Source organism: Streptomyces sp. SID13666 (assembly GCF_010548325.1).
Classification (GTDB): Bacteria; Actinomycetota; Actinomycetes; order Streptomycetales; family Streptomycetaceae; genus Actinacidiphila; species Actinacidiphila fildesensis.
In genome coordinates, this window is the sequence record NZ_JAAGLX010000014.1 from 34,676 (window position 1) to 60,431 (window position 25,756).

Sequence of the window (25,756 nt, forward strand, 5' to 3'; positions counted from 1 at the left end):
AAGGTCTCACTCCTCTCGGGCGATGGACCTAAGCCTTGATGGAGCCGGGTGGCCCGTTCCCGGCGGAGCGGGCGGCCGGTCAGCTCCCTATGAGATGGGTGGGGGCGAACATCCGCAGGTGCGCCGGGAGGACGACGACGGAGGGGCCCGGGGTGGCCAGCGCCGCCGCGAGGTCGTCGCGGAGGGTGCCGGGCGTGGTGGCGGTGGCCGGGACCCCGAAGGACTCGGCGAGGGCGACGAAGTCCGGGCAGGCCAGCTCGGTGGCGGTGGCCTTTCCGAAGGCGTCGGTCATGTATTCGCGGAGGATGCCGTAGCCGCCGTCGTCCACGATGAGCCAGGTGACGGGCAGGCCGTACTGCCGCGCGGTGGCCAGCTCGGCGATGGAGTACATGGCTCCGCCGTCCCCCGAGACGGCCAGGACCGGCCGCGTGGGATCGGCGGCGGCCGCGCCGAGGGCGGCGGGAAAGCCGTAGCCGAGGCCGCCGGCACCCTGCGCCGAGTGCATGGTGTTCGGGTGCCGGGCGTCGAAGGCGGACCAGGCCCAGTAACCGAGGATCGTCATGTCCCAGCAGCTGGGCGAGGTGTCGGGCAGGGCGTCGCGGACCGCGGCCAGCAACTGCTGCTCCAGGCCCAGGTCCTGGCCGGCGATCCGGTCACCGACGAGCGCCAGGACTTCGGCGACGGCCTTGGCGGCCCCCTCGTCCGGGCGCGGCACCGTCAGGTCGCACAGGGCGGCCAGCGAGAGCCGGGCGTCGCCGTGAATGCCGAGGGCCGGGTGGTTGGACTCCAGCTTCCCGAGGTCCGCCTCGATCTGGATCACCCGGCCGCGGGGGCGGAACGTGTGGTAGTTCGAGGAGAGTTCGCCGAGGCCGGAGCCGACGACGAGCAGCACGTCGGCGGCTTCGAGGAAGTCGGTGGTGTGCCGGTCCTCGATCCAGGACTGCAGCGACAGCGGGTGCTCCCAGGGGAACGCGCCCTTGCCGCCGAACGTCGAGGCGACCGGGGCGTCGAGCTGCTCGGCCAGCGCGAGGAGCTCCCCGGCCGCGCCGGACCGTACGACGCCGCCGCCGGCCAGGATGACCGGCCGCTGTGCCCCGGACAGCAGCCGGGCCGCCTCGGTGATCAGCTCGGCGCGCGGCTCCAGCGGGCGGGGCACCGCACGCAGCGCGGTGACGGGCGGGACGCCGGTGCCGGCGAGCAGCACGTCCTGCGGGATCTCCACCCACACCGGTCCGTACGGCGCGGTGAGCGCGGACTCCCAGGCCTCGGCGAGCGCCGAGGGGATCTGCGAGGCGGTGCGGACCGTGTGCACGGACTTGACCACGTCGCGGAACGACGCCTTCTGGTCGCGCAGTTCATGCAGGTACCCGTGGCGTCCGCCGCCGAGTCCGGCGGTCGGGACCTGGCTGCTGATGGCCAGCACGGGCGCGGAGGCGGCGGCGGACTCCTGGAGCGCGGCGAGCGTCATCAGCGCGCCGGGGCCGGTGGAGACCAGCAGCGGGGCGACGCCGCCGGTGACCCGGGCGTAGGCGTCGGCGGCGAAGCCCGCGTTGTTCTCGACGCGCAGCCCCACGTAGCTGAGCGTCGAGCGGCGCAGCGCGTCGAAGGTGCCGAGGGCGTGCTGCCCGGGCAGCCCGAAGACCGTGGTCGCGCCGAGCGCGGCCAGGGATTCGACGACGAGGTCGCCGCCGTTGCGGGCCGTCACTTGGCGCTCTGGCGCGCCGCGGAGATCTGCCGGGACATGATCGTGGTCAGCTCGTACGCCGTGTGGGAGGCCGCGACGGAGGTGATCTCCGCGTGGTCGTACGCGGGGGCGACCTCGACCACGTCGGCGGAGACCAGGTGGCAGGAGGAGAGCCCGCGGATGATCTCCAGCAGCTCACGGGAGGTGAGGCCGCCGGCCTCCGGGGTGCCGGTGCCCGGGGCGTGCGCCGGGTCCAGGACGTCGATGTCGATGGAGATGTACAGCGGCCGGTCGCCGATGCGCTCGCGCAGCTGCTGCGCGACCTCGTCGACACCGCGGCGCATGACGTCCGCCGAGGTGACGATGCCGAAGCCCATCTTCTCGTCGTCGTCCAAGTCCTTCTTGCCGTACAGCGGGCCGCGGGTGCCGACGTGGGAGAGCGCCTCGGTGTCGAGGATGCCCTCCTCGACGGCGCGGCGGAACGGGGTGCCGTGGGTGTACTCGGCGCCGAAGTACGTGTCCCACGTGTCCAGGTGCGCGTCGAAGTGGAGCAGGGCGACAGGCCCGTGCTTGCGGGCGACCGAGCGCAGCAGCGGCAGCGCGATGGTGTGGTCGCCACCGAGGGTCATCAGGCGGGCGCCGGTGTCGAGCAGATCGTCGGCGGCGGCCTGGATGGTTTCGACGGCCTCGTTGATGTTGAACGGGTTGGCGGCGATGTCGCCCGCGTCCGCGACCTGGGCGAGCGCGAACGGCGAGGCGTCCTGCGCCGGGTTGTACGGGCGCAGCAGCCGGGAGGCCTCACGGATGGCGTTGCCGCCGAAGCGGGCGCCGGGACGGTACGAGACCCCGCTGTCGAACGGCACACCGACCACGGCGACGTCCGCGGTGCCGACCTCGTCCAGCCGGGGCAGCCGGGCGAACGTGGCGGGGCCGGCGTACCGCGGGATGCGGGACGAGTCGATCGGTCCACGCGGCTCGTTGCTGCTCATCGGGGTGCCTTCTTTCGCGTTACTCGTGGTGCTTCGGTGTGATTCGAGTGTCCCCCGGCTCGCTGACAAGCGGGCCGGGGCTGTGGATAACTTCGGTTCGGCCCGGTCCGGGGACCGGGACGACCCTGTGCCGGGACCGGTTCAGCCCTGTGCGGGCACCGGTTCCGCGACGGCCGGGACGGTGGCGCCGCGGCCCGCGAGCCGCTCGCGCCAGGCCGCCAGGACGGCCGCGTCGGTCGGCTTCGTGGCCAGGCTCACCACGGCGTACGTGGCGAGCGAGGCCAGCAGGCCGTAGTCGACAGCCATGGGCTCTCCTCCGTCCGAAGCGCTTCACTGAGTGCGGGCGATTCCGGGGATGACCCTAGGTGGCTGAAAGATGTCGCTGAAGTGTACGTTTCCTCCATTCGACGTCACCCCAGTGGATGGACCGCACATGCCGAGTCTGGCGCCGCCCACTCCCCCGGTACCGCTCGCCGATCTGCTGGCCCGCGCGGACCTGGGACTTCGGCAGGTCGCGGGTCCGCGCGAGGACATCCCCGTCCACTGGGTGCACACCAGTGAGATGGAAGACCCGGTCCCGTATCTGCTGGGCGGCGAGCTGCTGCTGACCGCCGGGGTGCACTTCCCATCGGCGGGCGACACCACGAGGCGACGGGAAACGCGCCCGGCCGACGCCGACGGCGGCCCCACCGATGACCTCGGCGTCGACCAGGCCGGTGGCGGTGTCGACGACGCCTATCTCGACCACTACGTGGCACGCGCCGTGGAGGCAGGTGCCGCGGCGCTCGGCTTCGGGCTCGCACCCGTCTACGAGGAGACGCCCCGCGCCCTCGTGGAGGCGTGCGACCGGTACGGCCTGCCTTTGGTGGAGGTTCCGCCGCAAACCCCGTTCACCGCGGTCGCCCGGGCCGTCTGGCAGGCGATGGCCGAGGCCCGCCATCGCGAGCTGCGCCGGGTCACCGAGGCCCAGCAGTCCCTGGCCTCCGCCGCCGCCCGCCCCGAGCCGGTGCCCGCCGTGCTGCGTCAGCTCGCCCACCATCTGGGCGGCTGGGCGGCCCTCCTCGGCCCCGGCGGCGGGGAGCTGTACGGGGCGGGCACCCGCCCCGGGCCGCCGGTCCGCACGGCGCTCGGCCGACTGGCGCAGGTGGTCAGGCCGCTGCCGGGCGACCGGGCGCAGACCGTCCAGGCTCCGTCCTCGGCCACCGACACCGTCGCCGGCGCGCATCTTGCGGCCTACGCGCTGGCCGGGAGCGCTCCCGGCGAGGGCCTGGTGCTGGCGGTCGCGGCGGGGCGGCGCGATCCGGCCGACAACGCGCTCACCGGGGTCGCCACCGTGCTGCTCTCATTGCTCACCGGCCCTTACCAGGGCACGGCCGACACCGACCGCTCCGCCGCCCTGGTGCGGCTGCTGCTCGGCGCGCGCCCCGAGGACGTCGCGCCCCTGCTGACCGCTCCCACCCGGCCTGCCGCCGAGACCGGCGGCGAGGCGGAAGCCGTCGCGGCGACCGGGCCGCGCTGGATCGTGGTGCACGGGCACCACCGCGGCTCCGGCCCCACCCGCGGCGAGGCGGCACCGCTGGCCGCCGCCGCTCTGGCGGCCGCGCTCGGCACCGCGCTGGTCGACGCGGACGGGGTCGCCGCCGTCCGGGCCCTGCTGCCCGCCGACCGCCGGATCTCCGCGCAGCCGGGCTGGACGCTCGGGGTCAGCGCCCCCGCGTCCACGGCGGAACTCGCCGCCGCCGACGCCCAGGCGGCGGGTGCGCTGCGCCGGGCCGTCGCGAACCGCTCCGAGCTGGCCCGGCACCGCGGCGGCGGCGCGGGCATGACGGCGCTCGTGGCGCCCGAGGAGGCGCGCGCCCAGGCCCGCGCCCTGCTGGAACCGCTGCTGGACTCCCCCGCCCTCGTGGAGACCCTGCGCGCCTGGCTGGCGCTGCACGGCAGCTGGGACCGCAGCGCCGTGGCACTGGAAGTGCATCGCAACACGGTCCGGCAGCGCATCGCGCGGACCGCCGCGCTGCTCGACGCGGACCTGGACGACCCCGACACCCGCATGGACCTCTGGTTCGCCCTGCGCTGGCTCTGAGCAGCGACGACGTCGGCGGCGACGCTGTCAGCGGCATCGGGCCCACGCCGGGGCCGACACACGGCAGGGCCCGTGCCGAGGCCGGAACCGGTGCCCGGAGGAGCCTCGTCGACAGCCGGCGGAAAGCCGGTCCAGGACCCCTCCGAGGGTCACACATCGGTGTCGATCACCCTCGCCCCCTACGCCCGTGCGGCCAGGCGCGACAATGAGACACATGCCCCATGACACGACGCCGTCCCGCCAGTCCCTCGCCGAGCACCTCATACGCACCCGCATCGCGGGTGACGTGGCCACGAGCCGCGAGAACAACCTGGATCACTACCGTGAGCTCGCCGAGGGGAACCGCTACTATTGGTTGGGCCTGGAGCTCGGCGAGCGCTGGACGGATCCGCGGGCCGTGCTGGAGCTGATGGTGGAACGCTGCGGGGTCGTCGCCAACCCGAAGCACCGCAGGGGCCAGGACACCATCGACGCGGAACTGACGATCGACGCGCTGGACCGGATGGCCGTCGAGCTGCGCAAGGCGGCGGAATCCCGGGCCCGCGTGCTGTTCGCCACCGGTCACCCGGCCGGCATGTTCGCCGTCCACCAGGCGCTCGCCGCCGCGCTGCGCGACGCGGGCTGCGAGATCCTGCTGCCCGCGGACCGGCTGTACGCCGACAACGGCGAGATCCGGCACATCGGTGGCGTGTCCGTCCTGCACCGCGGCGGAAACCTCATGCACACCCACTCCCCCGACCCCATGCGGGAGGTGCTGGACGCCATGGAGCACGAGGGCCAGGAGCCCGATCTCGTCGTCGCCGACCACGGGTGGGCGGGCTTCGCGGGCAGCCAGGGCATCGACACGGTCGGGTTCGCGGACTGCAACGATCCCGCGCTGTTCGTCGGTGAGGCCGAGGGCGACCTGACGGTGACGGTCCCCCTGGACGACAACGTGCCGCCCCACCTGTACGACCCGCTCACCGCCTACCTGCTGGCCGCCGCAGGCCTCGAAGCACGGATCTGAGCCCGGCGCGGGCACGCGGCCTACCTCCGCGCAGCGGATCCGGACTCTGCGGATCCGGAGTCTCTGGTTACGATCGCAGAGGGGCTTCAGAAGGCAGGCGCAAGTTGATCCATGTAGCGATCGTCGACGACGAGGCGCTGGTCAGGGTCGCCCTGCGGCGGATTCTGGAGACCGCGGGAGACATCGCGGTGGTCGTCGACTGCGACGGCCGGGACGCGGTGGCCACCATCGAGGCGGCCGCACCCGACCTCGTGCTGCTGGACGCCGTGATGCCGGCACCGGACGGGCTCACGGTCCTGCGGGAGCTGCGCGCCCTGCCGCGGCCGCCCGCCGTCGCGATGCTCACGGCGTTCGACACCAGCGCGTACATCAGTGCCGCGATGCGGGAGGGCGCCACCGGCTTCCTCCTCAAGGACACGGCCGTGGGCACGCTGATCGACGCCGTGCGGGTGCTCGCCTCCGGCGGGACGGTCTTCACGCCGACCGTCAGCCGTACGGTCGTGCACGGCTACCTCGGGGCAGGGGCCGGGACGGGCCTCGACGACCCCGGCGGTGCGGACGCCGTCGCCCTGGGCCTGCTCACCACCCGCGAGCGCGAAGTCCTCGTCCTCGTGGCGGCGGGTCTGCCGAACTCCGACATCGCCGCACGGCTGGGGATCACGGTCGCCACCGTCAAGGACCATGTGCGCGCGGTGCTGCGGAAGCTGGACGCGCCCAACCGGGTCGCCGCGGCCGTGCTCGCCCACCGCGCGGGACTCGCCCCGGCCGTGGAGCGGACGTGAGACTGCGGCCGGCCGTCCTCGATGCCGCCCTGATCGCCCTCTCCGCGACCGAGGTGTGGGCGACGCGATCGATGGGCGGCTCCCTCTCGCTCGCCGTCGCGTGCACCGCGACGGCCGCTCTCCTGGTGCGCCGGCGGTTTCCGCTGCTCGCCTTCGCGGCGACACTGCCCGCGCTCTCGCTCGGGTACGTGTGGCTGGCGCCGATGGCCGCGCTCTACCAGGTCGCCTCCGGCGGGACGGGCCGCACGGCGCCGGACGCAAACGGCAGCACCAGGTCCCGCCCCCGTGTCACGCCCCGCATGTGGGTCATCGGCGGCTGCGCCGCGGCCGTGGCCGTGGTCTCCTTCGTCCCCTGGCCGTGGCTCGGCACGATCGACTGGGAGCCGGCGCCCACGATCCTGGCGCTGCTGCTCTCCGCCCTGCTGGCCACCGCCCCCACGGCCCTCGGGCTGCTCAGCTCCTCCCGGCGGGAGCTGGCGGCCCGGCTCGCCGAGCTGGCCGCGAGCCGGGAACGCGAGGCGCGGCTCGCCGCCGAGCAGGCCGTCGTCCAGGAGCGCGCCCGGCTCGCCCGCGAGATGCACGACACGGTCGCGCACCACATCAGCCTCATCGCGGTGCAGTCCGGCGCGCTGGAGGTCACCGCGCGGAGCCAGGAGGCCCGCGACGCGGCCGGAGCGGTGCGCGAGCTGAGCCGGGACGCGCTGGACGAACTGCGTCGCATGGTGGGCCTGCTGCGGCTTCCCGTGACGAACGCGTCCGGCTCGTCGGACCCGGCGGACACGGCGGGCCGGGCAGCATCGGCGGGCCTGGCGGCACCGGCCGGACCCGGACTGGCCGAACTGCCGGCGCTGCTGGCGACGGCGGGCCCCATGGTGCGGGGCCGGGTCGACGCGGGAGGCTGCCCGGCGCCCGTCGGGCACGCCGCCTACCGGATCGTGCAGGAGTCGCTGACCAACGTGCGCAAGCACGCGACGGGCGCGGAGACGGAAGTCGACGTACGGCTGACCGGGGGGCGGCTCCTGGTCAGCGTCCGCAACGGCCCGCCGGGTGAGCGGCCCGGTCCGCTGCTGCCCTCCGGCGGCCACGGCCTCGCTGGCCTGCGCGAACGTGCCGCCCAGCTGGGCGGCACCCTCGACGCGGGCGCGCAACCCGACGGCGGCTTCCTGGTGCGGGCCGTCCTCCCCGCCGCGTAAGGCTGCAGCTAGGGCGTGTTTCGAAAGCCCCGCCTGGCACGCGCCCTCGCCGCGTTGTCGGGCTCGTCCACGTACGACCAGTACGAGGACGACCCTCCGCCTTGCGAGCGCACGCACCGGACGCCGTGGGCCACGCCCTCCGGGCGAACGCCGCTACTTTCGACACACGCCTTAGCGCGGGACGCGGACCACGCCCTCCTGGATCACGGACACCACGAGGCGCCCGTCCTGGGTGTAGATCCGGGCGGTGCCCAGTCCCCGGCCGCCGGACGCCGACGGGCTCTGCTGGTCGTACAGCAGCCATTCGTCGGCGCGGAAGGGCCGGTGGAACCACATGGCGTGGTCCAGGCTGGCGCCGACCACGTCGCCGACGGCCCAGCCGCCGCGCCCGTGGGCGAGGAGCACCGAGTCCAGCAGCGTCATGTCCGAGACGTACGTGGCCAGGCAGACGTGCAGCAGCGGGTCGTCCGCGAGCTTGCCCCGGGTGCGGAACCACACCTGGGAGCGCGGTTCGCGCGGGCCCTGCCCGGCGACCAGGAACGGCGGGTCCTCCGCGTACCGCAGGTCGACGGCGGCCCGCGCTTCCAGGAGACGGTCGATGACCTTGGGGTCGGGGAACTTGTCCGCGTGGGCGGGCAGCAGTTCCTCGGCGGTGGGCAGCGACTCGGGGTCCGGCGCCGGCGGCATGGGCTCCTGGTGCTCGAGCCCTTCCTCGTGCTCCTGGAAGGACGCCGACAGATGGAAGATCGGCTGCCCGTGCTGAACGGCCACCACCCTTCGGGTGGTGAAGGAGCGGCCGTCCCGGATCCGGTCCACCTGGTAGACGATCGGCGCGCCGGGGTCGCCCGGCCGCAGGAAGTACGCGTGCAGCGAGTGCGCGGCCCGGTCCTCGGGGACGGTGCGGCCCGCCGCGACCAGCGCCTGGGCGGCGACCTGGCCGCCGAACACCCGTGGCACGACCGCCGACCTGCTGATGCCGCGGAAGATGTCCTGCTCGATCCGCTCCAGATCGAGCAGATCGAGCAGGGACGTCAGCGCTGTGTTCACAGGGTCGCGCTCACAGGCCCATCGACTTGGCGATGATGGAGCGCATGACCTCGCTGGTGCCGCCGTAGATGCGGTTGACGCGGTTGTCCGCGTACAGGCGGGCGATGGGGTACTCCAGCATGTAGCCGTAGCCGCCGTGCAGCTGCAGGCACTTGTCGATGACGCGGGCCGCGACGTCGGTGCAGAACAGCTTGGCGGAGGCGGCGTCGGCGGCGGTCAGCTCACCGGCGTCGTGCGCGTCCAGGGCGCGGTCGACGACGGCCTGGGCCGCGTCCACCTCGGCCTTGCAGTCGGCGAGCACGAACTTGGTGTTCTGGAACGAGGCGACGGACTGGCCGAAGACGGTGCGGTCCTGGACGTACGCCTTGGCGAAGCCGATGGCCGCGGAGGCCTGCGCGTACGCGCCCACGGCGATGGCGATCCGCTCCTGCGGCAGGTTCTGGCCGAGGTAGGAGAAGCCCTTGCCCTCCTCGCCGAGCAGGTCCTCGACGGGCACCTTCACGTCGGTGAAGGACAGCTCGGCGGTGTCGGAGGTCTTGAGGCCGAGCTTCTCCAGCTTGCGGCCGACGGCGTAGCCCTCGGACTTCGTGTCGACGACCAGCAGCGATATGCCCGCGCGGCGGTCCTCGGGGGTGGCCGGGGCGGTCCTGGCGCAGACGATGACACGGTCGGCGTGCACGCCGCCGGTGATGAAGGTCTTGGCGCCGTTGAGGACGTAGTGCGTGCCGTCCTCGGAGAGCTTGGCGGTGGTCTTCATGCCGGCCAGGTCGGAACCGGTGCCCGGCTCGGTCATCGCGATGGCGGTCATCATGTCGCCGGAGACGAAGTCCGGGAGCCAGCGCTTCTTCTGCTCGTCGTTGCAGTAGGCCAGCAGGTACGGGAGGCAGAGGCCGGTGTGCACGCCACTGCCGCCGAAGCTGACGCCCGCGCGGGCGCACTCCTCGGTGATGACGGCCTGGAACTTGAAGCTGGTCTCGCCGGCGCCGCCGAATTCCTCGGGCACTTCGATACCGAAGACGCCCAGCTCGCCGAGCTTGCGGTAGAAGTCGCGGGGGGCCTGGCCGGCCGCCAGCCACTCGTCGTAGACGGGAACGACCTCGGCGGCGATGAAGTCCCGGATCGTCTCGCGGAACGCTTCGTGGTCCTCGTTGAACACCGTACGACGCACTTCGCGCCTCCTCTGGGCCTGAGACATGGGATCCGGGACCGGGGTCCGGGAAAATAAGCAAGCGCTCAGTAAGTTACTCGCCGGTCGTCCATGCTGTCCAGAGCCGTCAGTGCGCCCAGTGCCAGCCGGCGCAGCAGCGCCGCCGTGTCGTTCCGGTCCGGGAGCCCGCTGTGCGCGCCCAGGTGCGGGGTGGAGTTGAGCAGTCCGAAGACCGCGTGCACGGCGGCCCGCACCTGCGGCTCGGGCGCGGCAGGACGCACCTGCCGGACGACCTCCACCCACTGCTCGACGTACTGCCGCTGGAGCTGGCGCACCAGCTTGCGGTCGGAGTCGCGCAGCCGGTCCAGTTCGCGGTCGTGCAGGGTGATCAGCGGGCGGTCGTCGAGCGCGAAGTCGATATGGCCGCGGACCAGCGCGTCCAGTGCTCCGGCCGGGTCGTTGGCCTCGGCGACCCGGGCCTTCCCGGCCGTGAGCAGCCGGCCGCTGATACCGACGAGCAGCTCGGCGAGCATCGCGTCCTTGCCCGCGAAGTGCCGGTAGAGGCCGGGTCCGCTGATGCCGACCGCGGCCCCTATCTCGTCCACACCGACGCCATGGAATCCGCGTTCGGCGAAGAGCCGGGCGGCCTCCCGGAGGATCTGGTCGCGGCGGTTCTCGGTCGCCTTCGTGGGGTGCATGGAACGAGTCTAGACAATCCCGTTAGCGAGCGTTAACGTGAAGGTCACCACGTTAACGCTCGCTAACTTCCGGGGGCCCGACACATGGCAGCACCCGTCCTCTCCAGCGCCGCCGATCCGGCGTCGGAGACCTACCGCGCCAATGCGGCGGCGCACGCCGAACTGAGTGCGCGGCTGCGCGACAAGCTCGCCGCCGCCCGGCTCGGCGGCGGCGAGAAGGCCCGCGCCCGGCACACCGCGCGCGGCAAGCTCCTGCCCCGCGACCGGGTGGACGGGCTGCTCGACCCCGGCTCGCCCTTCCTGGAGCTCGCCCCGCTGGCCGCCGACGGGATGTACGAAGGCCAGGCCCCGGCCGCCGGCGTCGTCGCCGGTATCGGCAGGGTCTCCGGCCGTGAGGTCGTGGTCGTCGCCAACGACGCCACGGTCAAGGGCGGCACGTACTACCCCATGACGGTGAAGAAGCACCTGCGGGCGCAGGAGATCGCGCTCGACAACCGGCTGCCGTGCGTCTATCTGGTCGACTCCGGCGGCGCCTTCCTGCCCCGGCAGGACGAGGTCTTCCCGGACCGCGACCACTTCGGCCGGATCTTCTACAACCAGGCGACGATGTCGGCCCGCGGCATCCCGCAGATCGCCGCGGTGATGGGCTCGTGCACGGCCGGCGGCGCGTACGTCCCCGCCATGAGCGACGAAGCGGTGATCGTCCGCAACCAGGGCACGATCTTCCTGGGCGGGCCGCCGCTGGTGAAGGCCGCGACCGGCGAGGTCGTCACCGCCGAGGAGCTCGGCGGCGGCGAGGTGCACTCCAGGATCTCCGGCGTCACCGACCACCTGGCCGAGGACGACGCCCACGCGCTGCGCATCGTGCGGAACATCGTGTCCACCCTCGGCCCCCGGGTCCCCCGCCCCTGGGACCTCGACCCGGTCGAGGAACCCGCCGTCGACCCCGCGGGGCTCACCGGCGCGGTGCCCGTCGACTCCCGCACCCCGTACGACGTGCGCGAGGTCATCGCCAGGATCGTCGACGGCAGCCGTTTCGCCGAGTTCAAGGCGGAGTACGGCACGACGCTCGTCACCGGCTTCGCCCATGTGCACGGCCACCCGGTGGGCATCATCGCGAACAACGGCATCCTCTTCGCCGAATCCGCCATGAAGGGCGCGCACTTCATCGAGCTGTGCGACCAGCGCGGCATCCCGCTGCTCTTCCTGCAGAACATCTCCGGGTTCATGGTGGGCCGCCAGTACGAGGCGGGCGGCATCGCCAAGCACGGCGCCAAGATGGTCACCGCGGTGGCCTGCGCCCGGGTGCCCAAGCTGACGGTCGTCATCGGCGGCTCGTACGGCGCCGGCAACTACTCGATGTGCGGACGGGCCTATTCACCGCGCTTCCTGTGGATGTGGCCCAACGCCAAGATCTCCGTGATGGGCGGCGAACAGGCCGCGTCCGTGCTCGCCACCGTCAAGCGCGACCAGATCGAGGCGGCGGGCGGTGAGTGGGCTCCCGATGAGGAGACCGCGTTCAAGGACCCGATCAGGGCCCAGTACGACACCCAGGGCAACGCCTACTACGCGACCGCCCGGCTCTGGGACGACGGCGTGATCGACCCGCTGGAGACCCGCACGGTCCTGGGCCTCGCGCTCACCGCCTGCGCCAACGCGCCGCTGGGTGAGCCCGGCTACGGCGTCTTCCGGATGTGAGGACAGAGATGACCATGTTCGACACCGTCCTCATCGCCAACCGCGGCGAGATCGCCGTCCGGGTGATCCGCACGCTGCGGCGCCTCGGCGTGCGCTCGGCCGCCGTGTTCAGCGACGCCGACGCCGACGCCCGGCACGTCCGCGAGGCCGACACCGCGGTCCGCATCGAGAACTACCTCTCCATCGACGAGCAGTTGCGCGCGGCCGCCCGAACCGGGGCGCAGGCCGTCCACCCCGGCTACGGCTTCCTCGCGGAGAACGCCGCCTTCGCTCAGGCCTGCACCGACGCGGGGCTCGTCTTCATCGGACCGCCGGCCTCGGCGATCCAGCTGATGGGCGACAAGATCCGCGCCAAGGCGACCGTCCTGGAGGCCGGTGTCCCGGTCGTCCCGGGCTCGTCCGGCAGCGGTCTCACCGACACCCAACTCATCGGCGAGGCACAGAAGATCGGCATGCCGGTCCTGCTCAAGCCGTCCGCGGGCGGCGGCGGCAAGGGCATGCGGCTGGTGCGGGACGAGACGCTGCTCGGCGACGAGATCGCCGCCGCCCGGCGCGAGGCCCGTGGTTCCTTCGGCGACGACACCCTCCTCGTCGAGCGCTGGATCGACCGGCCGCGGCACATCGAGATCCAGGTGCTCGCCGACGCCCACGGCAATGTCGTCCACCTGGGCGAGCGGGAGTGCTCGCTGCAGCGCCGGCACCAGAAGGTGATCGAGGAGGCGCCCAGCGTGCTCCTGGACGAGGCCACCCGTGCGGCGATGGGCGAGGCCGCCGTGCAGGCCGCCCGCTCCTGCGGCTATGTCGGCGCGGGCACCGTCGAGTTCATCGTCCCGGGCGCGGACCCCTCCGCGTACTGCTTCATGGAGATGAACACCCGCCTCCAGGTCGAGCATCCCGTCACCGAACTGATCACCGGCCTGGACCTCGTCGAGTGGCAGCTGCGCGTCGCCGCCGGCGAGCACCTGCCGTTCGGGCAGGAGGGCGTCACCCTCACCGGCCACGCCGTCGAGGCCCGGATCTGTGCCGAGGACCCGGCCCGCGGCTTCCTGCCCTCCGGCGGGACCGTGCTGTCGCTCCACGAACCGCAGGGCGACGGGGTCCGCACCGACTCCGGGCTCGCCGAGGGCACCGAGATCGGCAGCCTGTACGACCCGATGCTGTCCAAGGTCATCGCGTACGGGCCCGACCGCGCCACCGCGCTGCGCAAGCTGCGCGCGGCGCTGGCCGGCACCGTCACCCTGGGTGTCGCCACCAACGCCGGCTTCCTGCGGCGGCTGCTGGCCCACCCGGAGGTGGTCTCCGGAGTCCTCGACACCGGACTGGTCGAGCGCGAGGTCGGCTCGCTGATCTCACCGGACGTCCCGCCCGAGGTCTACGCGGCCGCGGCGCTGCTGCGCCAGGCCGCCCTGCTCCCCGCGTCGGACGCCACCACCTGGACCGATCCGTTCTCGGCTGCCGACGGCTGGCGGCTGGGCGGCGAGCCGGCCTGGACCACCCACCATCTGCGGGTGCCCGGACACGAGCCGCTGGCCGTCCGGGTCCGCGGTGACGAGGTCCGGGTGGGCGACGCCCCGGCGGTCCCCGCGCGTCTGGTCACCGACGGCGGACGCGGCGTCCTGCACTGGGACGGCGCCACCCATTCCTTCCACCACGCGGGCGCCTGGCTGGGCCGTGACGGGGACAGCTGGCACGTCGCGGACCACGACCCCGTCGCGGCCGCCCTGAGCGGCAGCGCGGGCGCCGGTGGCACCGGCGCGCTCACCGCGCCGATGCCCGGCACCGTGACCGTCGTCAAGGTCGCGACCGGGGACGAGGTGACCGCGGGCCAGAGCCTGCTGGTCGTCGAGGCGATGAAGATGGAGCACGTCATCACCGCTCCCCACGACGGCACGGTCACCGAGATCGACGTCACCCCCGGCAGCACCGTCGCCATGGACCAGGTGCTCGCCGTCGTCACTCCCCGGGAGGAGTCATGACCAACGGTCTGCCCATGTCCGTACCGGCGTCCGGACTGCCCGCGCGGGTCAGGATCCACGAGGTCGGCGCGCGCGACGGGCTGCAGAACGAGAAGACGACCGTCCCGACGGCGGTGAAGGCCGAGTTCATCCACCGGCTGGCCGCCGCGGGCCTCGGCACGATCGAGGCGACCAGCTTCGTGCACCCCAAGTGGGTGCCCCAACTGGCCGACGCCGCAGAGCTGATGCCGCTGCTGGCCGATGTGGACGCGCATCTGCCGGTGCTGGTCCCCAACGAACGCGGCCTGGAACGCGCCCTGGCGCTCGGCGTCTCGGAGATCGCGGTCTTCGGCAGCGCGACCGAGTCGTTCGCCAAGGCCAATCTCAACCGGACCGTCGACGAGTCCCTCGCCATGTTCGAGCCGGTCGTCGCCAAGGCCAGGGAGGCCGGGGCCACCGTGCGCGGCTATCTCTCCATGTGCTTCGGCGACCCGTGGGAGGGCCCGGTCCCGGTGGAGCAGGTGGCCGCCGTCGCCCGCCGGCTGTACGACCTGGGATGCACCGAGCTGAGCCTGGGCGACACGATCGGGGTCGCCACCCCCGGCCATGTCACCGCGCTGCTCGCCGCGCTGGTGGAGCAGGGGGTCCCGACGGACCGGCTCGCCGTGCACTTCCACGACACCTACGGCCAGGCGCTGTCCAACACCCTGGCCGCCCTCCAGCGGGGGGTGACCGTCGTCGACGCCTCCGCGGGCGGCCTCGGCGGCTGCCCGTACGCGAAGAGCGCCACCGGAAACCTCGCCACAGAAGACCTCGTCTGGATGCTGAACGGCCTCGGTATCGACACCGGGGTCGACCTCGACCGCCTCACCGCCACAAGCGTGTGGATGGCGGAGCAGCTCGGGAGGCCAAGCCCCTCCCGCACCGTCCGCGCCCTCTCCCACCAGGAGCCGTAGTCATGTCGATCGACCACCGCCTCGCCCCCGAGCACGAGGAACTGCGCCGCACCGTCGAGGCGTTCGCGCACGACGTGATCGCGCCGAAGATCGGGGAGTTCTACGAGAACCACGAGTTCCCTTACGAGATCATCCGTGAGATGGGCCGGATGGGCCTGTTCGGCCTGCCCTTCCCCGAGGAGTACGGCGGCATGGGCGGCGACTACCTCGCCCTCGGCATCGTCCTCGAGGAGCTCGCGCGGGTGGACTCGTCCGTCGCCATCACCCTCGAAGCGGGCGTCTCGCTGGGCGCGATGCCGATCTTCCGCTTCGGCACCGAGGAGCAGAAGCGCGAGTGGCTGCCGCGGATGTGTTCCGGGGAGATCCTGGGCGCGTTCGGGCTGACCGAGCCCGAATGCGGTTCCGACGCCGGCGGCACGCGCACCACCGCCCGGCTGGACGAGGCGACGAACGAATGGGTGATCAACGGCACCAAGTGCTTCATCACCAACTCCGGTACCGACATCACGGGTCTGGTCACGGTCACCGCCGTCACCGGCCGCAAGGACGACGGACGACCGCTGATCTCGTCGATCATCGTGCCCTCGGGCACGCCGGGCTTCGGTGTCGCGGCTCCGTACTCCAAGGTCGGCTGGAACGCCTCGGACACCCGTGAGCTGTCGTTCTCCGACTGCCGGGTCCCGGCCGCGAACCTGCTCGGCGAGGAGGGCCGCGGCTACGCGCAGTTCCTGCGGATCCTCGACGAGGGCCGGATCGCGATCTCGGCGCTGGCCACCGGGCTGGCCCAGGGCTGCGTCGACGAGTCCCTGGCGTACGCGAAGACCCGGGAGGCGTTCGGCCGGCCGATCGGTGCGAACCAGGCGATCCAGTTCAAGCTCGCCGACATGGAGATGCGCGCCCACATGGCCCGTGTCGGCTGGCGCGACGCGGCCTCCCGGCTGGTGCGCGGCGAGCCGTTCAAGAACGAGGCGGCGATCGCCAAGCTCTACTCCTCGACGGTCGCCGTGGACAACGCCCGTGAGGCCACCCAGATCCACGGCGGATACGGCTTCATGAACGAGTACCCGGTGGCCCGTATGTGGCGGGACTCCAAGATCCTGGAGATCGGCGAGGGCACCAGCGAGGTCCAGCGGATGCTCATCGCCCGCGAGCTGGGGCTCACGGGCTGAGGGGCTGACGAGCCGGCGGCGGGCGGTCGTGGGTGACCGTCCGCCGCCGGCCGGCCGTCAGCTGCTCGGCCAGGGCACCTGGGGCGACCGGTAGTAGCCGATGCCCAGCGCCGTCCAGCGCGGGCCCTGGGCGGCGAGCCGCACCTTGTAGGCATCCCACTGGTGGGTGGCTGCCGGGGACCAGCCGATCTCGGCGATTCCCGGCAGTCTCGGGAAGGTCATGTAGTCGGAGTCCGCGCTGGTCACGATGGTCTCCGTCCACAGCGGCGCCTCCACGCCGAGGACGGCGGAGGCGGGTGCGCCCTTGATGAAGGTGGCGGGGTCCCAGTTGTAGGAGTCCTTCACCTCGACCAGGCCGGCCCAGGCCTGGCCCAGCGGGGTGGAGGCGTTGTACTTCATGTCCAGGTAGGCACGGTTGGCGGGCGAGAGGATCAGCCGCATTCCGGCCTTGGCCGCGTCCGCGACCTCCTTCTCACTGCCCTTCGTGCCCCAGTACTGGCCGACGGCCCCGGCGACCGGGTGCGCGCCCGCCAGCTGGTGCCAGCCGATCACGGTCTTGCCGTACTTGGTGACGATCGGCTGGACCTTGTCCATGAACGTCACGTAGTCGGCGTGGCTGGTGGAGTGCGCCTCGTCGCCGCCGATGTGCAGATACGGGCCCGGGGTGAGGGCGGCCAGCTCCCCCAGCACCTGGTCCGCGAACCGGTAGGTGACGTCCTTGGCGGCGCACAGCGAGCTGAAGCCGACATTGGTGCCCGTGTAGAGCGGCGGGGCGATGCCGTTGCAGTTCAGCTCCGCGTAGGAGGCGAGGGCCGCGTTGGTGTGGCCGGGCATGTCGATCTCGGGCACCACCGTCAGATAGCGGCTCGCGGCGTAGCGCACGATCTCGCGGTAGTCGGCCTTCGAGTACGAGCCGCCGGGTCCCCCGCCGACCTGGGTGCTGCCACCGTAGGCGGCCAGCCGCGGCCAGGAGTCGATGGCGATCCGCCACCCCTGGTCGTCCGACAGATGCAGATGCAGCTGGTTGATCTTGTAGAGGGCGAGCTGGTCGATGTACCGCTCGACCTGCGCGACGGAGAAGAAGTGCCGCGAGACGTCGAGCATGCCACCGCGGTAGGCGTAGCGCGGCGCGTCCGTGATGGTGCCGCCCGGCACGTTCCAGGGGCCGCTCTGCACGGTGCGCTTCTCGACCGTGGCGGGGAGCAGCTGGCGCAGCGTCTGCACGCCGTGGAACAGCCCGGCGGCCTGCTCGGCGCCGATGGTCACCGACTGCCCGGAGACGACGAGCCGGTACCCCTCCGCTCCGAGTGCCACGACCGTGTCGTGGGGCGCCTCGGCGCCGTCCGCCTTGGCCCCGTCCGACCTGGCGCCGGCAGCGTTGTAGCTGCCCGCACCACTGATCGTCGCTCCCAGCCTGAGCACGATGCCGTCGCTGCCTCCGTCGTCCGCGACGACGGGCAGCGGGTGTCCGGTGGACGGCCGCAGCACGCCCGCGAGGTAGTCGCCGACCTTCCGCACCTCGTCGGAGTTCCCGGGCACGTGGATGCGGGTGCCGGCGCCGATGGCATAGGAGGCGCCGCCGGACCGTACGGAGGCCGGGGCGGGGACGACCCGCTCCAGGACGGCCGACGAGGCGTCGGCTCCGGAGGCGGAGGCGGCCGAGGCGGCCGGCGCGGCCGGGGCGGTGGCCCAGGCAGTGGCGCTGATCAGCAGCAACGAGCACAGGATCTGGGGCAGATTGTTCCGAACGCTGGGTCGTCTCACAGGGGGATTCCCTTCAGCGGGCGGCGGAGAGTACCGATGCCACTTGGGTACCGTGCGCCCCCGGAGTGGTCAAGGTGTAGACCAATTCCCCACGCTTTTGGCTCACCCGGATCCATCTCCTGCCCGAAATCGGGCAGGATTCTTGCAAACGGGCGATGATCACACCAGTATCGACGGATGCCCGACCGCCAGACGTCCCATGAGGACCTTGTCGACCACCTGGTCCGCACCACACCGCTGCACCGCGGTGAGGCGGTCCGGGTGATCCAGGACGTGCTGGCGTACTTCGACGAGACGACAGAGCTGTTCGTCCGCCGCCGGCACCGCGAGCTCCAGGCCAAGGGCCTGGTCAACGCGGTGATCTTCGAGCGGATCACCGAGGAGCTGCCGTACCGCGCGGTGGCTCCGCCGGAGCTCTCCCTGCGGCAACTGCGCCGCATCGTCTACGGCTGACACAGGCTGACACACCGGAAACACCTGGTGCCCGCGTGCGGGTGCGGCACCACCTACTGACGTACGACTGACTCACGACGGAGAGGGACGACCATATGTGCGGGATCGTCGGATACATCGGTAAGCGCGACGTGGCTCCACTGCTGCTGGAAGGCCTGCAGCGGCTGGAGTACCGGGGCTACGACTCGGCGGGCGTCGTCATCACCGGAAAGTCCGGGGTCCTCAAGACGGTCAAGGCCAAGGGCCGGGTCCGCGAGCTGGAGGCCCGTATCCCCAAGCGCTTCGCCGGCACCACCGGTATCGCGCACACCCGCTGGGCCACGCACGGCGCTCCGAACGACGAGAACGCGCACCCCCACCTTGACGCGGAGGGCAAAGTCGCCCTCGTCCACAACGGCATCATCGACAACGCCGACGATCTGCGCGCCAAACTGATCGCCGACGGCGTCGAGTTCACCTCCGAGACCGACTCCGAGGTCGTCGTGCACCTCATCGGCCGCTCGCAGGCCGACACCCTGGAGGCCAAGGTCCAGGAAGCACTGCGCCGCGTCGAGGGCACCTACGGCATCGCCGTCATGCACCAGGACTTCCCCGACCGCATCGTCGTCGCCCGCAACGGCTCGCCCGTCGTGCTCGGCATCGGCGACAAGGAGATGTTCGTCGCCTCGGACGTCGCCGCGCTGGTCAGCCACACCCGCCAGGTCGTCACCCTCGACGACGGCGAGATGGCCACCCTCAAGGCCGACGACTTCCGCACGTACACCACCGAGGGTTCCAGCACCTCGGCCACGCCGACCACCGTGGAGTGGGAGGCCGAGTCGTACGACATGGGCGGCCACGACACGTACATGCACAAGGAGATCTCCGAGCAGCCCGACGCGGTCGACCGCGTGCTGCGCGGCCGTATCGACGACCGGTTCTCCACCGTGCACCTGGGCGGGCTGAACCTCGACCCGCGCGAGGCGCGGAGCGTCCGCCGGATCAAGATCCTCGGCTGCGGCACGTCGTACCACGCGGGCCAGATCGGCGCGCAGATGATCGAGGAGCTGGCCCGCATCCCCTCGGACGCCGAGCCCGCCTCCGAGTTCCGCTATCGCAACCCGGTCGTCGACCCCGACACCCTCTACATCGCGGTCTCCCAGTCCGGCGAGACCTACGACGTGCTCGCCGCCGTCCAGGAGCTCAAGCGCAAGGGCGCGCGGGTGCTGGGTGTGGTGAACGTCGTCGGCTCGGCGATCGCCCGCGAGACGGACGGCGGCGTGTACGTGCACGCCGGCCCCGAGGTCTGCGTCGTCTCCACCAAGTGCTTCACCAACACCGTCGTCGCGTTCGCGCTGCTCGCGCTGCACCTGGGCCGGATCCGCGACCTGTCGGTCGCGGACGGCAAGCGGATCATCGCGGGGCTGCGGAAGCTGCCCGCTCAGATCGCCGAGATGCTGGAGGGCGAGGCGGAGATCGAGAAGCTGGCCGCCGAGTACGCGGGCGCCAAGTCGATGATGTTCATCGGGCGCGTGCGGGGCTATCCGGTGGCGCGTGAGGCCTCGTTGAAGCTCAAGGAGATCAGCTACATCCACGCGGAGGCGTACCCGGCCTCCGAGTTGAAGCACGGTCCGCTGGCGCTGATCGAGCCGGCGCTGCCGACGGTGGCGATCGTGCCGGACGACGATCTGCTGGAGAAGAACCGGGCGGCGCTGGAGGAGATCAAGGCGCGGAGCGGGCGGATTCTGGCGGTGGCGCACCAGGTGCAGGAGAAGGCGGACCACACGATCGTGGTGCCGAAGAACGAGGTCGAGCTGGATCCGATTCTGATGGGGATTCCGCTGCAGTTGTTCGCTTACCACACGGCGAAGGCGATGGGGCGTGACATCGACAAGCCGCGGAACCTGGCGAAGTCCGTGACGGTGGAGTAGGCCTGCGGGTTGGTGGTGGGTGCGGGGGCCGGGTCCTCCGGGGTGGGTTTCGAAATCGACTGTTTACGGTCCCCCAACCTTCGGCCGGGGGTGCCCCCAGCGGCCCACAAATAGCTCGGCAGCATTTCGAAACCCACCCCTGCGGCCCCGGCCCCCTTGCGTCCCGTCTGACCTGCGGGAACGTGGGCCGCAAGGGGTCAGAGCGCACTGGATACGGGGGGTGGGTCTGCTGCGGCGACGGTTTGCCGCATGGGTGTGCGGGGTGCGTGACCGACGGCCGGTGGTGGGTGTGGCTGTGGTGGCGCTCCCCTGGGTGCTCCCGTGGGCGTTCTACGGGATGACGATGACCGGGCGTTGCGCCCGGCGCGCCAGGCGGCCTGCTACCGAGCCGAAGATGCGGCCGATGATGCCCTGGGTGCCGCCCACGACGATGGCGTCGGCCTCGTACTCGCGGCCGACCTCCTCCAGTTCGTGGCAGATGTCGCCGCCGCGTTCGACGAGGATCCAGGGGACCTCGGCGAGGTGGTCGGCGCAGGCGAGTTCCAGCCCCAGGACCTCGGTTCTGTGGTCGGGGACGTCGACGAAGACCGGTGGTTCGCAGCCCGCCCAGACCGTGGCCGGGAGGCGGTTGGCCACGTGGACGATGATCAGAGCCGAGCCCAGTCGCCGGGCCATGCCGATCGAGTAGGCAAGCGCCCGCTCGCTGGAGACCGAACCGTCGAATCCCACCACGACACCGTGCCGGAAGGCCGGGTCGCAGGACGAGCGCAGCTCGGGGGCCGCTTCGGGGAGCGCCGCCGATTCGGCGAGCGGCTTGCCTTCAGCGGGCTCAGGGAGCTCATAACCGGCCATGATGCGGTTTCTCGACAAGGGCGGCGTGGGGACGCCGACCGGCGGACAACGGCGGTGCTGCAGTCGTCACAGCGAGCTTCGCTGCGTCTTCGGTAATACCCTGACGGGGGCCGCGAGGCTGACCGGTTTCGGCCAGTTCGAGGCTTCCGACCCTGGTCACTCCAGAGTACGGCGGAGACGCATCCCTGCACAGACTCGTCGAGCCTTCGCAGGCATTACGTACCCGGAGTTTCCAGGAGAATGCCGGAGCCCGGCCGTGAGCGCAACGTCGTGCCGTCATCCGGCCGGACGAATCCGCGCGGCGGGAGCGGCCGTCGCGGGCGGGCCGGCTCCAGAACGGGTCCAGGGCGGCTCCAGAACGGCTCAAGGGGTCTTCCGGAGCGGCCCGAGGGCTCCCCTGGAGACACCCCGGAGCGATGTGCGGAGCACCCCAGACCTGCGCGGGACGCCCGGCCGGGGGGTGACCGCACGAACATCGCCCCCCGCGCAAACCAAATTCTCCGCGGCACCGGCGTGAACAAGACACCGGTCCGGCGAGGGACCGGCAAATGGCCCGATAACGCCCCGATGACGCCGGCGGCCGTGAGGAGCGCACCGGGGCGGTTGGCTGGCCAGGGGGCGCACACCGGGGTGCCGTCCAGGGGCGTGCACATCGGTGCGTATGTTTTTCAGCCAACTTCTGGCCGCAGTACCCCTGTTGGTCAAAGCGCTTGCTGACACGTCTGCCACCTGCAATGAAACGGCTCCAGGGGGCGCGAGGAGCGTCGTAGGCCACCGCGGGAGCCAGAGGCGTACTTCCCAGCAGGCCCGGTGAGTGGAACGCTTCGTGATCGAATGCTTCACGCCACGTGGTCAAGTCGACTTAGCGCCAGGTGGTGAAGTATTCACAACTGCCTCATCTGACACACCAAACACAGTAGATTCGATCTTGGGAAATACGGCGGGGGAAACGTGCAGGACCGAGGGGCCGCGTCGATCGAGGGGGGCTTGAGCTCCATGATGAGCCAGGAGTCCAGGACCGGTACGGCGATGGAGAACCTGTCGCCATCAGCCGGATCCTCAGCACCGTCAGCGTCGTCCCGCGCCACTCGCAAACTGTCCGCGCGGCGGCGTGCCGAAGTTGTCGCCGTGCTGTTGTTCAGCGGCGGGCCGATCTTCGAAAGTTCCATCCCGCTCTCCGTGTTCGGCATCGACCGGCAGGACGCGGGCGTGCCCCGCTACCGGCTGCTGGTCTGCGCCGGCGAGGACGGGCCACTTCGCACCACAGGGGGCCTGGAACTCAGCGCCCCGTACGGACTCGAAGCGCTGTCACGGGCCGGCACCGTAGTGGTGCCCGCCTGGCGCTCGATCTCCCAACCACCACCTCCCGAGGCCCTCGACGCGCTGCGCCGGGCCCATGAGGAGGGCGCCCGGATCATCGGCCTGTGCACAGGGGCGTTCGTACTGGCCGCCGCGGGGCTTCTGGACGGCCGCCCCGCGACCACCCACTGGATGTACGCGCCCACCTTGGCCAAGCGCTATCCCTCCGTGCATGTGGACCCCCGGGAGCTTTTCGTGGACGACGGAGACGTACTGACCTCGGCCGGCACCGCGGCCGGAATCGACCTCTGCCTGCATGTCGTGCGCACCGACCACGGCGCCGAGGCGGCGAACGCGCTCGCCCGGCGGCTCGTCGTGCCGCCGCGCCGCAGTGACTGGCCCTCCAGCCAGCGCCACCTCGACAGGTCATTACCAGAAGAGATCGGCGGTGACCCGCTGGCCGAGGTCGTCGCCTGGGCGCTGGAGCATCTGCACGAGCAGTTCGACGTGGAGGCCCTCGCGGCTCGCGCCTATATGAGCCGCAGGACCTTCGACCGGCGGTTCCGGTCGCTCACCGGCAGTGCCCCACTGCAGTGGCTGATCACTCAGCGGGTGCTGCAGGCGCAGCGGCTGCTGGAGACGTCCGACTTCTCGGTGGACGAGGTGGCGGGCCGCTGCGGCTTCCGCTCCCCCGTCGCGCTGCGCGGGCACTTCCGCCGCCAGCTCGGGTCGTCGCCCGCCTCCTACCGGGCCGCGTACCGGGCCCGGCGCCCGCAGGACGACCCGGAGCGGCCACCCGCGCCGGCCGAGCACCTGCCGCCCCGCCGGGGCACGCCACAGCTCCTGACGGTGCCGGGCAAGCCCGACTCCGACGTGTACGCCCCTCGGGTGCCCGAGCAGAGCCGTATGGACGGCTCCGACGGCATCATCAGGGGGCGGCTGCGCGCGGAGCGCATCGCACGCGGCCGCAACCCGGCTATGCCTGGTCCACGCGATCGCCCCTTAGGGTGAGACCCATGAACGACCGCATGGTGTGGATCGACTGCGAGATGACCGGGCTGTCCCTGGCCCACGACGCGCTCGTCGAGGTGGCCGCACTGGTCACCGACTCCGAGCTGAACATTCTCGGCGAGGGGGTGGAGATCGTCATCCGCCCGCCCGCCGAGTCCTTGACGACCATGCCCGACGTCGTACGCGAGATGCACACCGCCTCCGGGCTCCTGGAGGAGCTCGAGGGCGGTGTGACGCTCGAGGAGGCCGAGAAGCTGGTGCTCGACTACGTGCGCGAGCACGTGTCGGAACCGCGCAAGGCCCCGCTGTGCGGAAACTCGGTCAGCACTGACCGCGGCTTCCTCGCCCGGGACATGCCGGCCCTCGAACAGCACCTCCACTACCGGATCGTGGACGTCTCCTCCATCAAGGAGCTGTCCCGCCGGTGGTACCCCCGGGCGTACTTCAACAGCCCGGAGAAGAACGGCAACCACCGCGCCCTGGCCGACATCCGCGAGTCCATCGCGGAGCTGCGCTACTACCGCGAGGCCGTCTTCGTGCCGCAGCCCGGCCCGGACACCGACACCGCCCGGGCCATCGCGGCCAAGCACGTCCTGGCTGCCGAATAGCCTGAGGCGAGCACCCTCCCGGACCCTGTATGCTTCTTCAGGTCGGCGCCGAGAAGCGCCGGACATGGTGGGTGTAGCTCAGTTGGTAGAGCACCTGGTTGTGGTCCAGGTGGCCGCGGGTTCAAGTCCCGTCACTCACCCTGAATGACGAAGGCCCGGTCTGTGAGAACAGACCGGGCCTTCGTCATGTCCTGGGTCCCGGGGGCCCGGTGGGGGTCGGGGCGGCGCCGTTCGCCCTGTGTCCGACGTCACACTTTCCGGTGAACGCGGACCCCGCTACGCCGAGTCCCGCCGTACCAGCTCCGTGGAGAGCACCACATGCCGCCGCACCGAGGTGCGTTCCGCGATCTCCTCCAGGAGGACGCGGGCCATGGTGCGGCCCATCTCCTCGATGGGCTGCCGGACGCTCGTGAGGGCGGGGTCCGTATGGCGGGCGATGACGGAGTCGTCGAAGCCGATGAGCGCCACGTCGTCGGGGACCCGCCGGCCGGCCTCCCGCAGGACCTGGAGCGCGCCGGAGGCCATGACGTCGGAGGCCGCGAAGACGGCGTCCACGTCGGGCCGCCGGGCGAGCAGCTCGCGCATCGCGCGCCGGCCGCCCTCCTCGGTGAAGTCGCCGCGGGCGACGAGCGAGGCGTCGTCGCCCAGGCCCGCCGCGCCGACGGCCTGGCGGTAGCCGTCGAGACGGCAGCGGGCGACGTACATGTCGACGGGGCCGGTGATGGTGGCGACGGCACGGCGGCCGCGGCCGAGCAGATAGCCGACGGCGGACCGGGCGCCGCCGACGTTGTCGGAGTCCACGTAGGACACGGACTCCAGGTCGGAGCGCCGGCCGTTCAGGACGGCGGGCATGTCCAGCTGTTCCAGCAGGTCCGGCAGCGGGTCGTCCTCGTGCACGGAGACGAGCAGAACGCCGTCGACCCGGTGGGCGCTGAGGTACTGGGCGAAGCGGGAGCGTTCCTTGGGGGTCCGGATCAGCGTCAGCAGCAGCTGCATGTCGGTGTCGGCGAGCTCGGCGCCGACACCGCGGATGATGTCGGAGAAGTACGGCTCGGCGAAGAGCCGGGTCTCGGGTTCGGGGATGACGAGCGCGATGGCGTCCGTCCGGTTGCCCGCGAGGGCGCGGGCGGCGCGGTTGGGGACGTACCCCAGCTCGGCGACGGCGACCTCGACGGCGGCCTTGGCCCGGTCGCTCACCCGGGGGGAGCCGTTGATGACCCGGGAGACCGTGCCGCGGCCCACCCCGGCGCGTGCGGCGACCTCTTCGAGCGTGGGCCGTCCGCTGTGCCGACCGTTCACGGTCACTTCCGCCTCCCGACATGGCTGACGCGCCATCCTAGGCGCTCGGACGCACCGTGCGTGAGAGCGCTCCCACGATCTCTCACGATAGCGGCCGTGCGGTGCCGGTTTCGTTCAAGAAGTGATCGAAGGTCCGGTCCGGACACGTTCCGG

At 71.9% G+C, this 25,756-nt stretch carries 21 protein-coding genes and 1 tRNA gene; 13 read left to right on the forward strand and 9 right to left on the reverse strand.

Features of this window, described 5'->3' with window-relative positions; genetic code table 11:
• Positions 1-79 precede the first annotated feature (79 nt).
• The 3 genes from G3I60_RS19605 to G3I60_RS19615 form a co-directional block, all read right to left on the reverse strand.
• Entirely contained in the window at positions 80-1,705 is a 1,626-nt protein-coding gene (locus tag G3I60_RS19605; RefSeq protein WP_164298402.1) for a thiamine pyrophosphate-binding protein, read from the reverse strand.
• Positions 1,702-2,673 (reverse strand): agmatinase, encoded by a 972-nt coding sequence (gene speB, locus G3I60_RS19610; protein WP_138355061.1) that lies wholly within the window; start codon positions 2,671-2,673, stop codon positions 1,702-1,704. The genes G3I60_RS19605 and speB overlap by 4 nt, the downstream gene beginning before the upstream one ends.
• Before the next feature lie 141 nt (positions 2,674-2,814).
• Positions 2,815-2,979: a hypothetical protein gene (locus tag G3I60_RS19615; RefSeq protein ID WP_164298404.1), complete on the reverse strand. Its 165-nt coding sequence runs from the start codon at positions 2,977-2,979 to the stop codon at positions 2,815-2,817.
• 127 nt (positions 2,980-3,106) lie between these two features.
• Between G3I60_RS19615 and G3I60_RS19620 the strand changes: the two genes are divergently transcribed.
• The 4 genes from G3I60_RS19620 (at position 3,107) to G3I60_RS46445 (ending at position 7,737) form a co-directional block, all read left to right on the forward strand.
• Positions 3,107-4,756, forward strand: a complete 1,650-nt coding sequence (locus G3I60_RS19620; RefSeq protein ID WP_138355060.1) for a PucR family transcriptional regulator — start codon at positions 3,107-3,109, stop codon at positions 4,754-4,756.
• 214 nt (positions 4,757-4,970) lie between these two features.
• Positions 4,971-5,762: a phosphatase gene (locus G3I60_RS19625; protein WP_138355059.1), complete on the forward strand. Its 792-nt coding sequence runs from the start codon at positions 4,971-4,973 to the stop codon at positions 5,760-5,762.
• A 104-nt stretch (positions 5,763-5,866) separates the two neighbouring features.
• Positions 5,867-6,544 carry a response regulator transcription factor gene (locus G3I60_RS19630; RefSeq protein WP_164295407.1) on the forward strand — a complete coding sequence of 226 codons (678 nt, stop codon included), beginning with the start codon at positions 5,867-5,869 and terminating at the stop codon, positions 6,542-6,544.
• Positions 6,541-7,737, forward strand: coding sequence for a histidine kinase (locus tag G3I60_RS46445; protein WP_164295408.1), 1,197 nt, complete (start codon positions 6,541-6,543; stop codon positions 7,735-7,737). The genes G3I60_RS19630 and G3I60_RS46445 overlap by 4 nt, the downstream gene beginning before the upstream one ends.
• A 171-nt stretch (positions 7,738-7,908) precedes the next feature.
• Here G3I60_RS46445 and tesB read toward each other — a convergent pair whose 3' ends face one another.
• The 3 genes from tesB to G3I60_RS19650 form a co-directional block, all read right to left on the reverse strand.
• Entirely contained in the window at positions 7,909-8,784 is an 876-nt protein-coding gene (gene tesB / locus G3I60_RS19640) for an acyl-CoA thioesterase II (RefSeq protein WP_138355056.1), read from the reverse strand.
• A 10-nt stretch (positions 8,785-8,794) separates the two neighbouring features.
• Positions 8,795-9,952 (reverse strand): acyl-CoA dehydrogenase family protein, encoded by a 1,158-nt coding sequence (locus G3I60_RS19645; protein WP_164295409.1) that lies wholly within the window; start codon positions 9,950-9,952, stop codon positions 8,795-8,797.
• Positions 9,953-10,017: 65 nt separating this feature from the next.
• Positions 10,018-10,629: a TetR/AcrR family transcriptional regulator gene (locus G3I60_RS19650; RefSeq protein WP_138355054.1), complete on the reverse strand. Its 612-nt coding sequence runs from the start codon at positions 10,627-10,629 to the stop codon at positions 10,018-10,020.
• 84 nt (positions 10,630-10,713) lie between these two features.
• On the opposite strand from G3I60_RS19650, the gene G3I60_RS19655 reads away from it, so the two are divergent.
• From G3I60_RS19655 to G3I60_RS19670, 4 genes are read left to right on the forward strand one after another with little or no spacing between them, the layout of a single operon-like run.
• Entirely contained in the window at positions 10,714-12,327 is a 1,614-nt protein-coding gene (locus G3I60_RS19655) for a carboxyl transferase domain-containing protein (RefSeq protein WP_138355053.1), read from the forward strand.
• Positions 12,328-12,341: 14 nt separating this feature from the next.
• Positions 12,342-14,303: a biotin carboxylase N-terminal domain-containing protein gene (locus G3I60_RS19660; protein WP_164295472.1), complete on the forward strand. Its 1,962-nt coding sequence runs from the start codon at positions 12,342-12,344 to the stop codon at positions 14,301-14,303.
• On the forward strand, positions 14,300-15,238 hold the full coding sequence (locus G3I60_RS19665) for a hydroxymethylglutaryl-CoA lyase (protein ID WP_138355052.1): 939 nt from the start codon (positions 14,300-14,302) through the stop codon (positions 15,236-15,238). Before G3I60_RS19660 ends, G3I60_RS19665 begins: the two co-directional genes overlap by 4 nt.
• A gap of 2 nt (positions 15,239-15,240) precedes the next feature.
• Positions 15,241-16,407: an acyl-CoA dehydrogenase family protein gene (locus tag G3I60_RS19670; protein WP_164295410.1), complete on the forward strand. Its 1,167-nt coding sequence runs from the start codon at positions 15,241-15,243 to the stop codon at positions 16,405-16,407.
• Between the two features lie 57 nt (positions 16,408-16,464).
• Here the strand turns inward: G3I60_RS19670 and G3I60_RS19675 are convergent, their stop codons facing one another.
• Positions 16,465-18,171: a beta-N-acetylhexosaminidase gene (locus tag G3I60_RS19675; protein ID WP_164295411.1), complete on the reverse strand. Its 1,707-nt coding sequence runs from the start codon at positions 18,169-18,171 to the stop codon at positions 16,465-16,467.
• Between the two features lie 177 nt (positions 18,172-18,348).
• Between G3I60_RS19675 and G3I60_RS19680 the strand changes: the two genes are divergently transcribed.
• Together G3I60_RS19680 and glmS are read left to right on the forward strand one after the other, a co-directional pair.
• A complete protein-coding gene (locus G3I60_RS19680; protein WP_138355050.1) occupies positions 18,349-18,624 on the forward strand; it encodes a hypothetical protein in 276 nt (91 codons plus the stop codon).
• Positions 18,625-18,719: 95 nt separating this feature from the next.
• Positions 18,720-20,534 carry a glutamine--fructose-6-phosphate transaminase (isomerizing) gene (glmS, locus tag G3I60_RS19685; RefSeq protein ID WP_138355049.1) on the forward strand — a complete coding sequence of 605 codons (1,815 nt, stop codon included), beginning with the start codon at positions 18,720-18,722 and terminating at the stop codon, positions 20,532-20,534.
• 330 nt (positions 20,535-20,864) lie between these two features.
• Here glmS and G3I60_RS19690 read toward each other — a convergent pair whose 3' ends face one another.
• On the reverse strand, positions 20,865-21,386 hold the full coding sequence (locus G3I60_RS19690) for a universal stress protein (RefSeq protein ID WP_138355048.1): 522 nt from the start codon (positions 21,384-21,386) through the stop codon (positions 20,865-20,867).
• 1,029 nt (positions 21,387-22,415) lie between these two features.
• Here G3I60_RS19690 and G3I60_RS19695 point away from each other — a divergent pair.
• The 3 genes from G3I60_RS19695 to G3I60_RS19705 all read left to right on the forward strand — a co-directional run bounded on the left by G3I60_RS19695 (position 22,416) and on the right by G3I60_RS19705 (position 24,444).
• On the forward strand, positions 22,416-23,696 hold the full coding sequence (locus G3I60_RS19695; RefSeq protein ID WP_164295473.1) for a helix-turn-helix domain-containing protein: 1,281 nt from the start codon (positions 22,416-22,418) through the stop codon (positions 23,694-23,696).
• Positions 23,697-23,701: 5 nt separating this feature from the next.
• Positions 23,702-24,304 carry an oligoribonuclease gene (orn, locus tag G3I60_RS19700; protein ID WP_138355047.1) on the forward strand — a complete coding sequence of 201 codons (603 nt, stop codon included), beginning with the start codon at positions 23,702-23,704 and terminating at the stop codon, positions 24,302-24,304.
• Positions 24,305-24,371: 67 nt separating this feature from the next.
• Positions 24,372-24,444 (forward strand) — tRNA-His (locus G3I60_RS19705).
• A 136-nt stretch (positions 24,445-24,580) separates the two neighbouring features.
• On the opposite strand, the gene G3I60_RS19710 is transcribed toward G3I60_RS19705, so the two are convergent.
• Positions 24,581-25,639, reverse strand: coding sequence for a LacI family DNA-binding transcriptional regulator (locus G3I60_RS19710; RefSeq protein ID WP_164295412.1), 1,059 nt, complete (start codon positions 25,637-25,639; stop codon positions 24,581-24,583).
• Between the last annotated feature and the right edge of the window lie 117 nt (positions 25,640-25,756).

Excerpts from the sequence above, each read along its gene's own strand:
- G3I60_RS19625 (WP_138355059.1), top strand. The coding sequence starts at position 4,971 with ATGCCCCATGACACGACGCCGTCCCGCCAGTCCCTCGCCGAGCACCTC.
- G3I60_RS19680 (WP_138355050.1), top strand. The coding sequence starts at position 18,349 with ATGCCCGACCGCCAGACGTCCCATGAGGACCTTGTCGACCACCTGGTC.
- G3I60_RS19670 (WP_164295410.1), top strand. The coding sequence starts at position 15,241 with ATGTCGATCGACCACCGCCTCGCCCCCGAGCACGAGGAACTGCGCCGC.
- G3I60_RS19615 (WP_164298404.1), bottom strand. The coding sequence starts at position 2,979 with ATGGCTGTCGACTACGGCCTGCTGGCCTCGCTCGCCACGTACGCCGTG.
- speB (WP_138355061.1), bottom strand. The coding sequence starts at position 2,673 with ATGAGCAGCAACGAGCCGCGTGGACCGATCGACTCGTCCCGCATCCCG.
- G3I60_RS19690 (WP_138355048.1), bottom strand. The coding sequence starts at position 21,386 with ATGGCCGGTTATGAGCTCCCTGAGCCCGCTGAAGGCAAGCCGCTCGCC.
- G3I60_RS19660 (WP_164295472.1), top strand. The coding sequence starts at position 12,342 with ATGTTCGACACCGTCCTCATCGCCAACCGCGGCGAGATCGCCGTCCGG.
- orn (WP_138355047.1), top strand. The coding sequence starts at position 23,702 with ATGAACGACCGCATGGTGTGGATCGACTGCGAGATGACCGGGCTGTCC.
- G3I60_RS19620 (WP_138355060.1), top strand. The coding sequence starts at position 3,107 with ATGCCGAGTCTGGCGCCGCCCACTCCCCCGGTACCGCTCGCCGATCTG.
- G3I60_RS19650 (WP_138355054.1), bottom strand. The coding sequence starts at position 10,629 with ATGCACCCCACGAAGGCGACCGAGAACCGCCGCGACCAGATCCTCCGG.
- G3I60_RS19655 (WP_138355053.1), top strand. The coding sequence starts at position 10,714 with ATGGCAGCACCCGTCCTCTCCAGCGCCGCCGATCCGGCGTCGGAGACC.
- glmS (WP_138355049.1), top strand. The coding sequence starts at position 18,720 with ATGTGCGGGATCGTCGGATACATCGGTAAGCGCGACGTGGCTCCACTG.
- G3I60_RS19710 (WP_164295412.1), bottom strand. The coding sequence starts at position 25,639 with ATGGCGCGTCAGCCATGTCGGGAGGCGGAAGTGACCGTGAACGGTCGG.
- G3I60_RS19695 (WP_164295473.1), top strand. The coding sequence starts at position 22,416 with ATGGAGAACCTGTCGCCATCAGCCGGATCCTCAGCACCGTCAGCGTCG.
- G3I60_RS19665 (WP_138355052.1), top strand. The coding sequence starts at position 14,300 with ATGACCAACGGTCTGCCCATGTCCGTACCGGCGTCCGGACTGCCCGCG.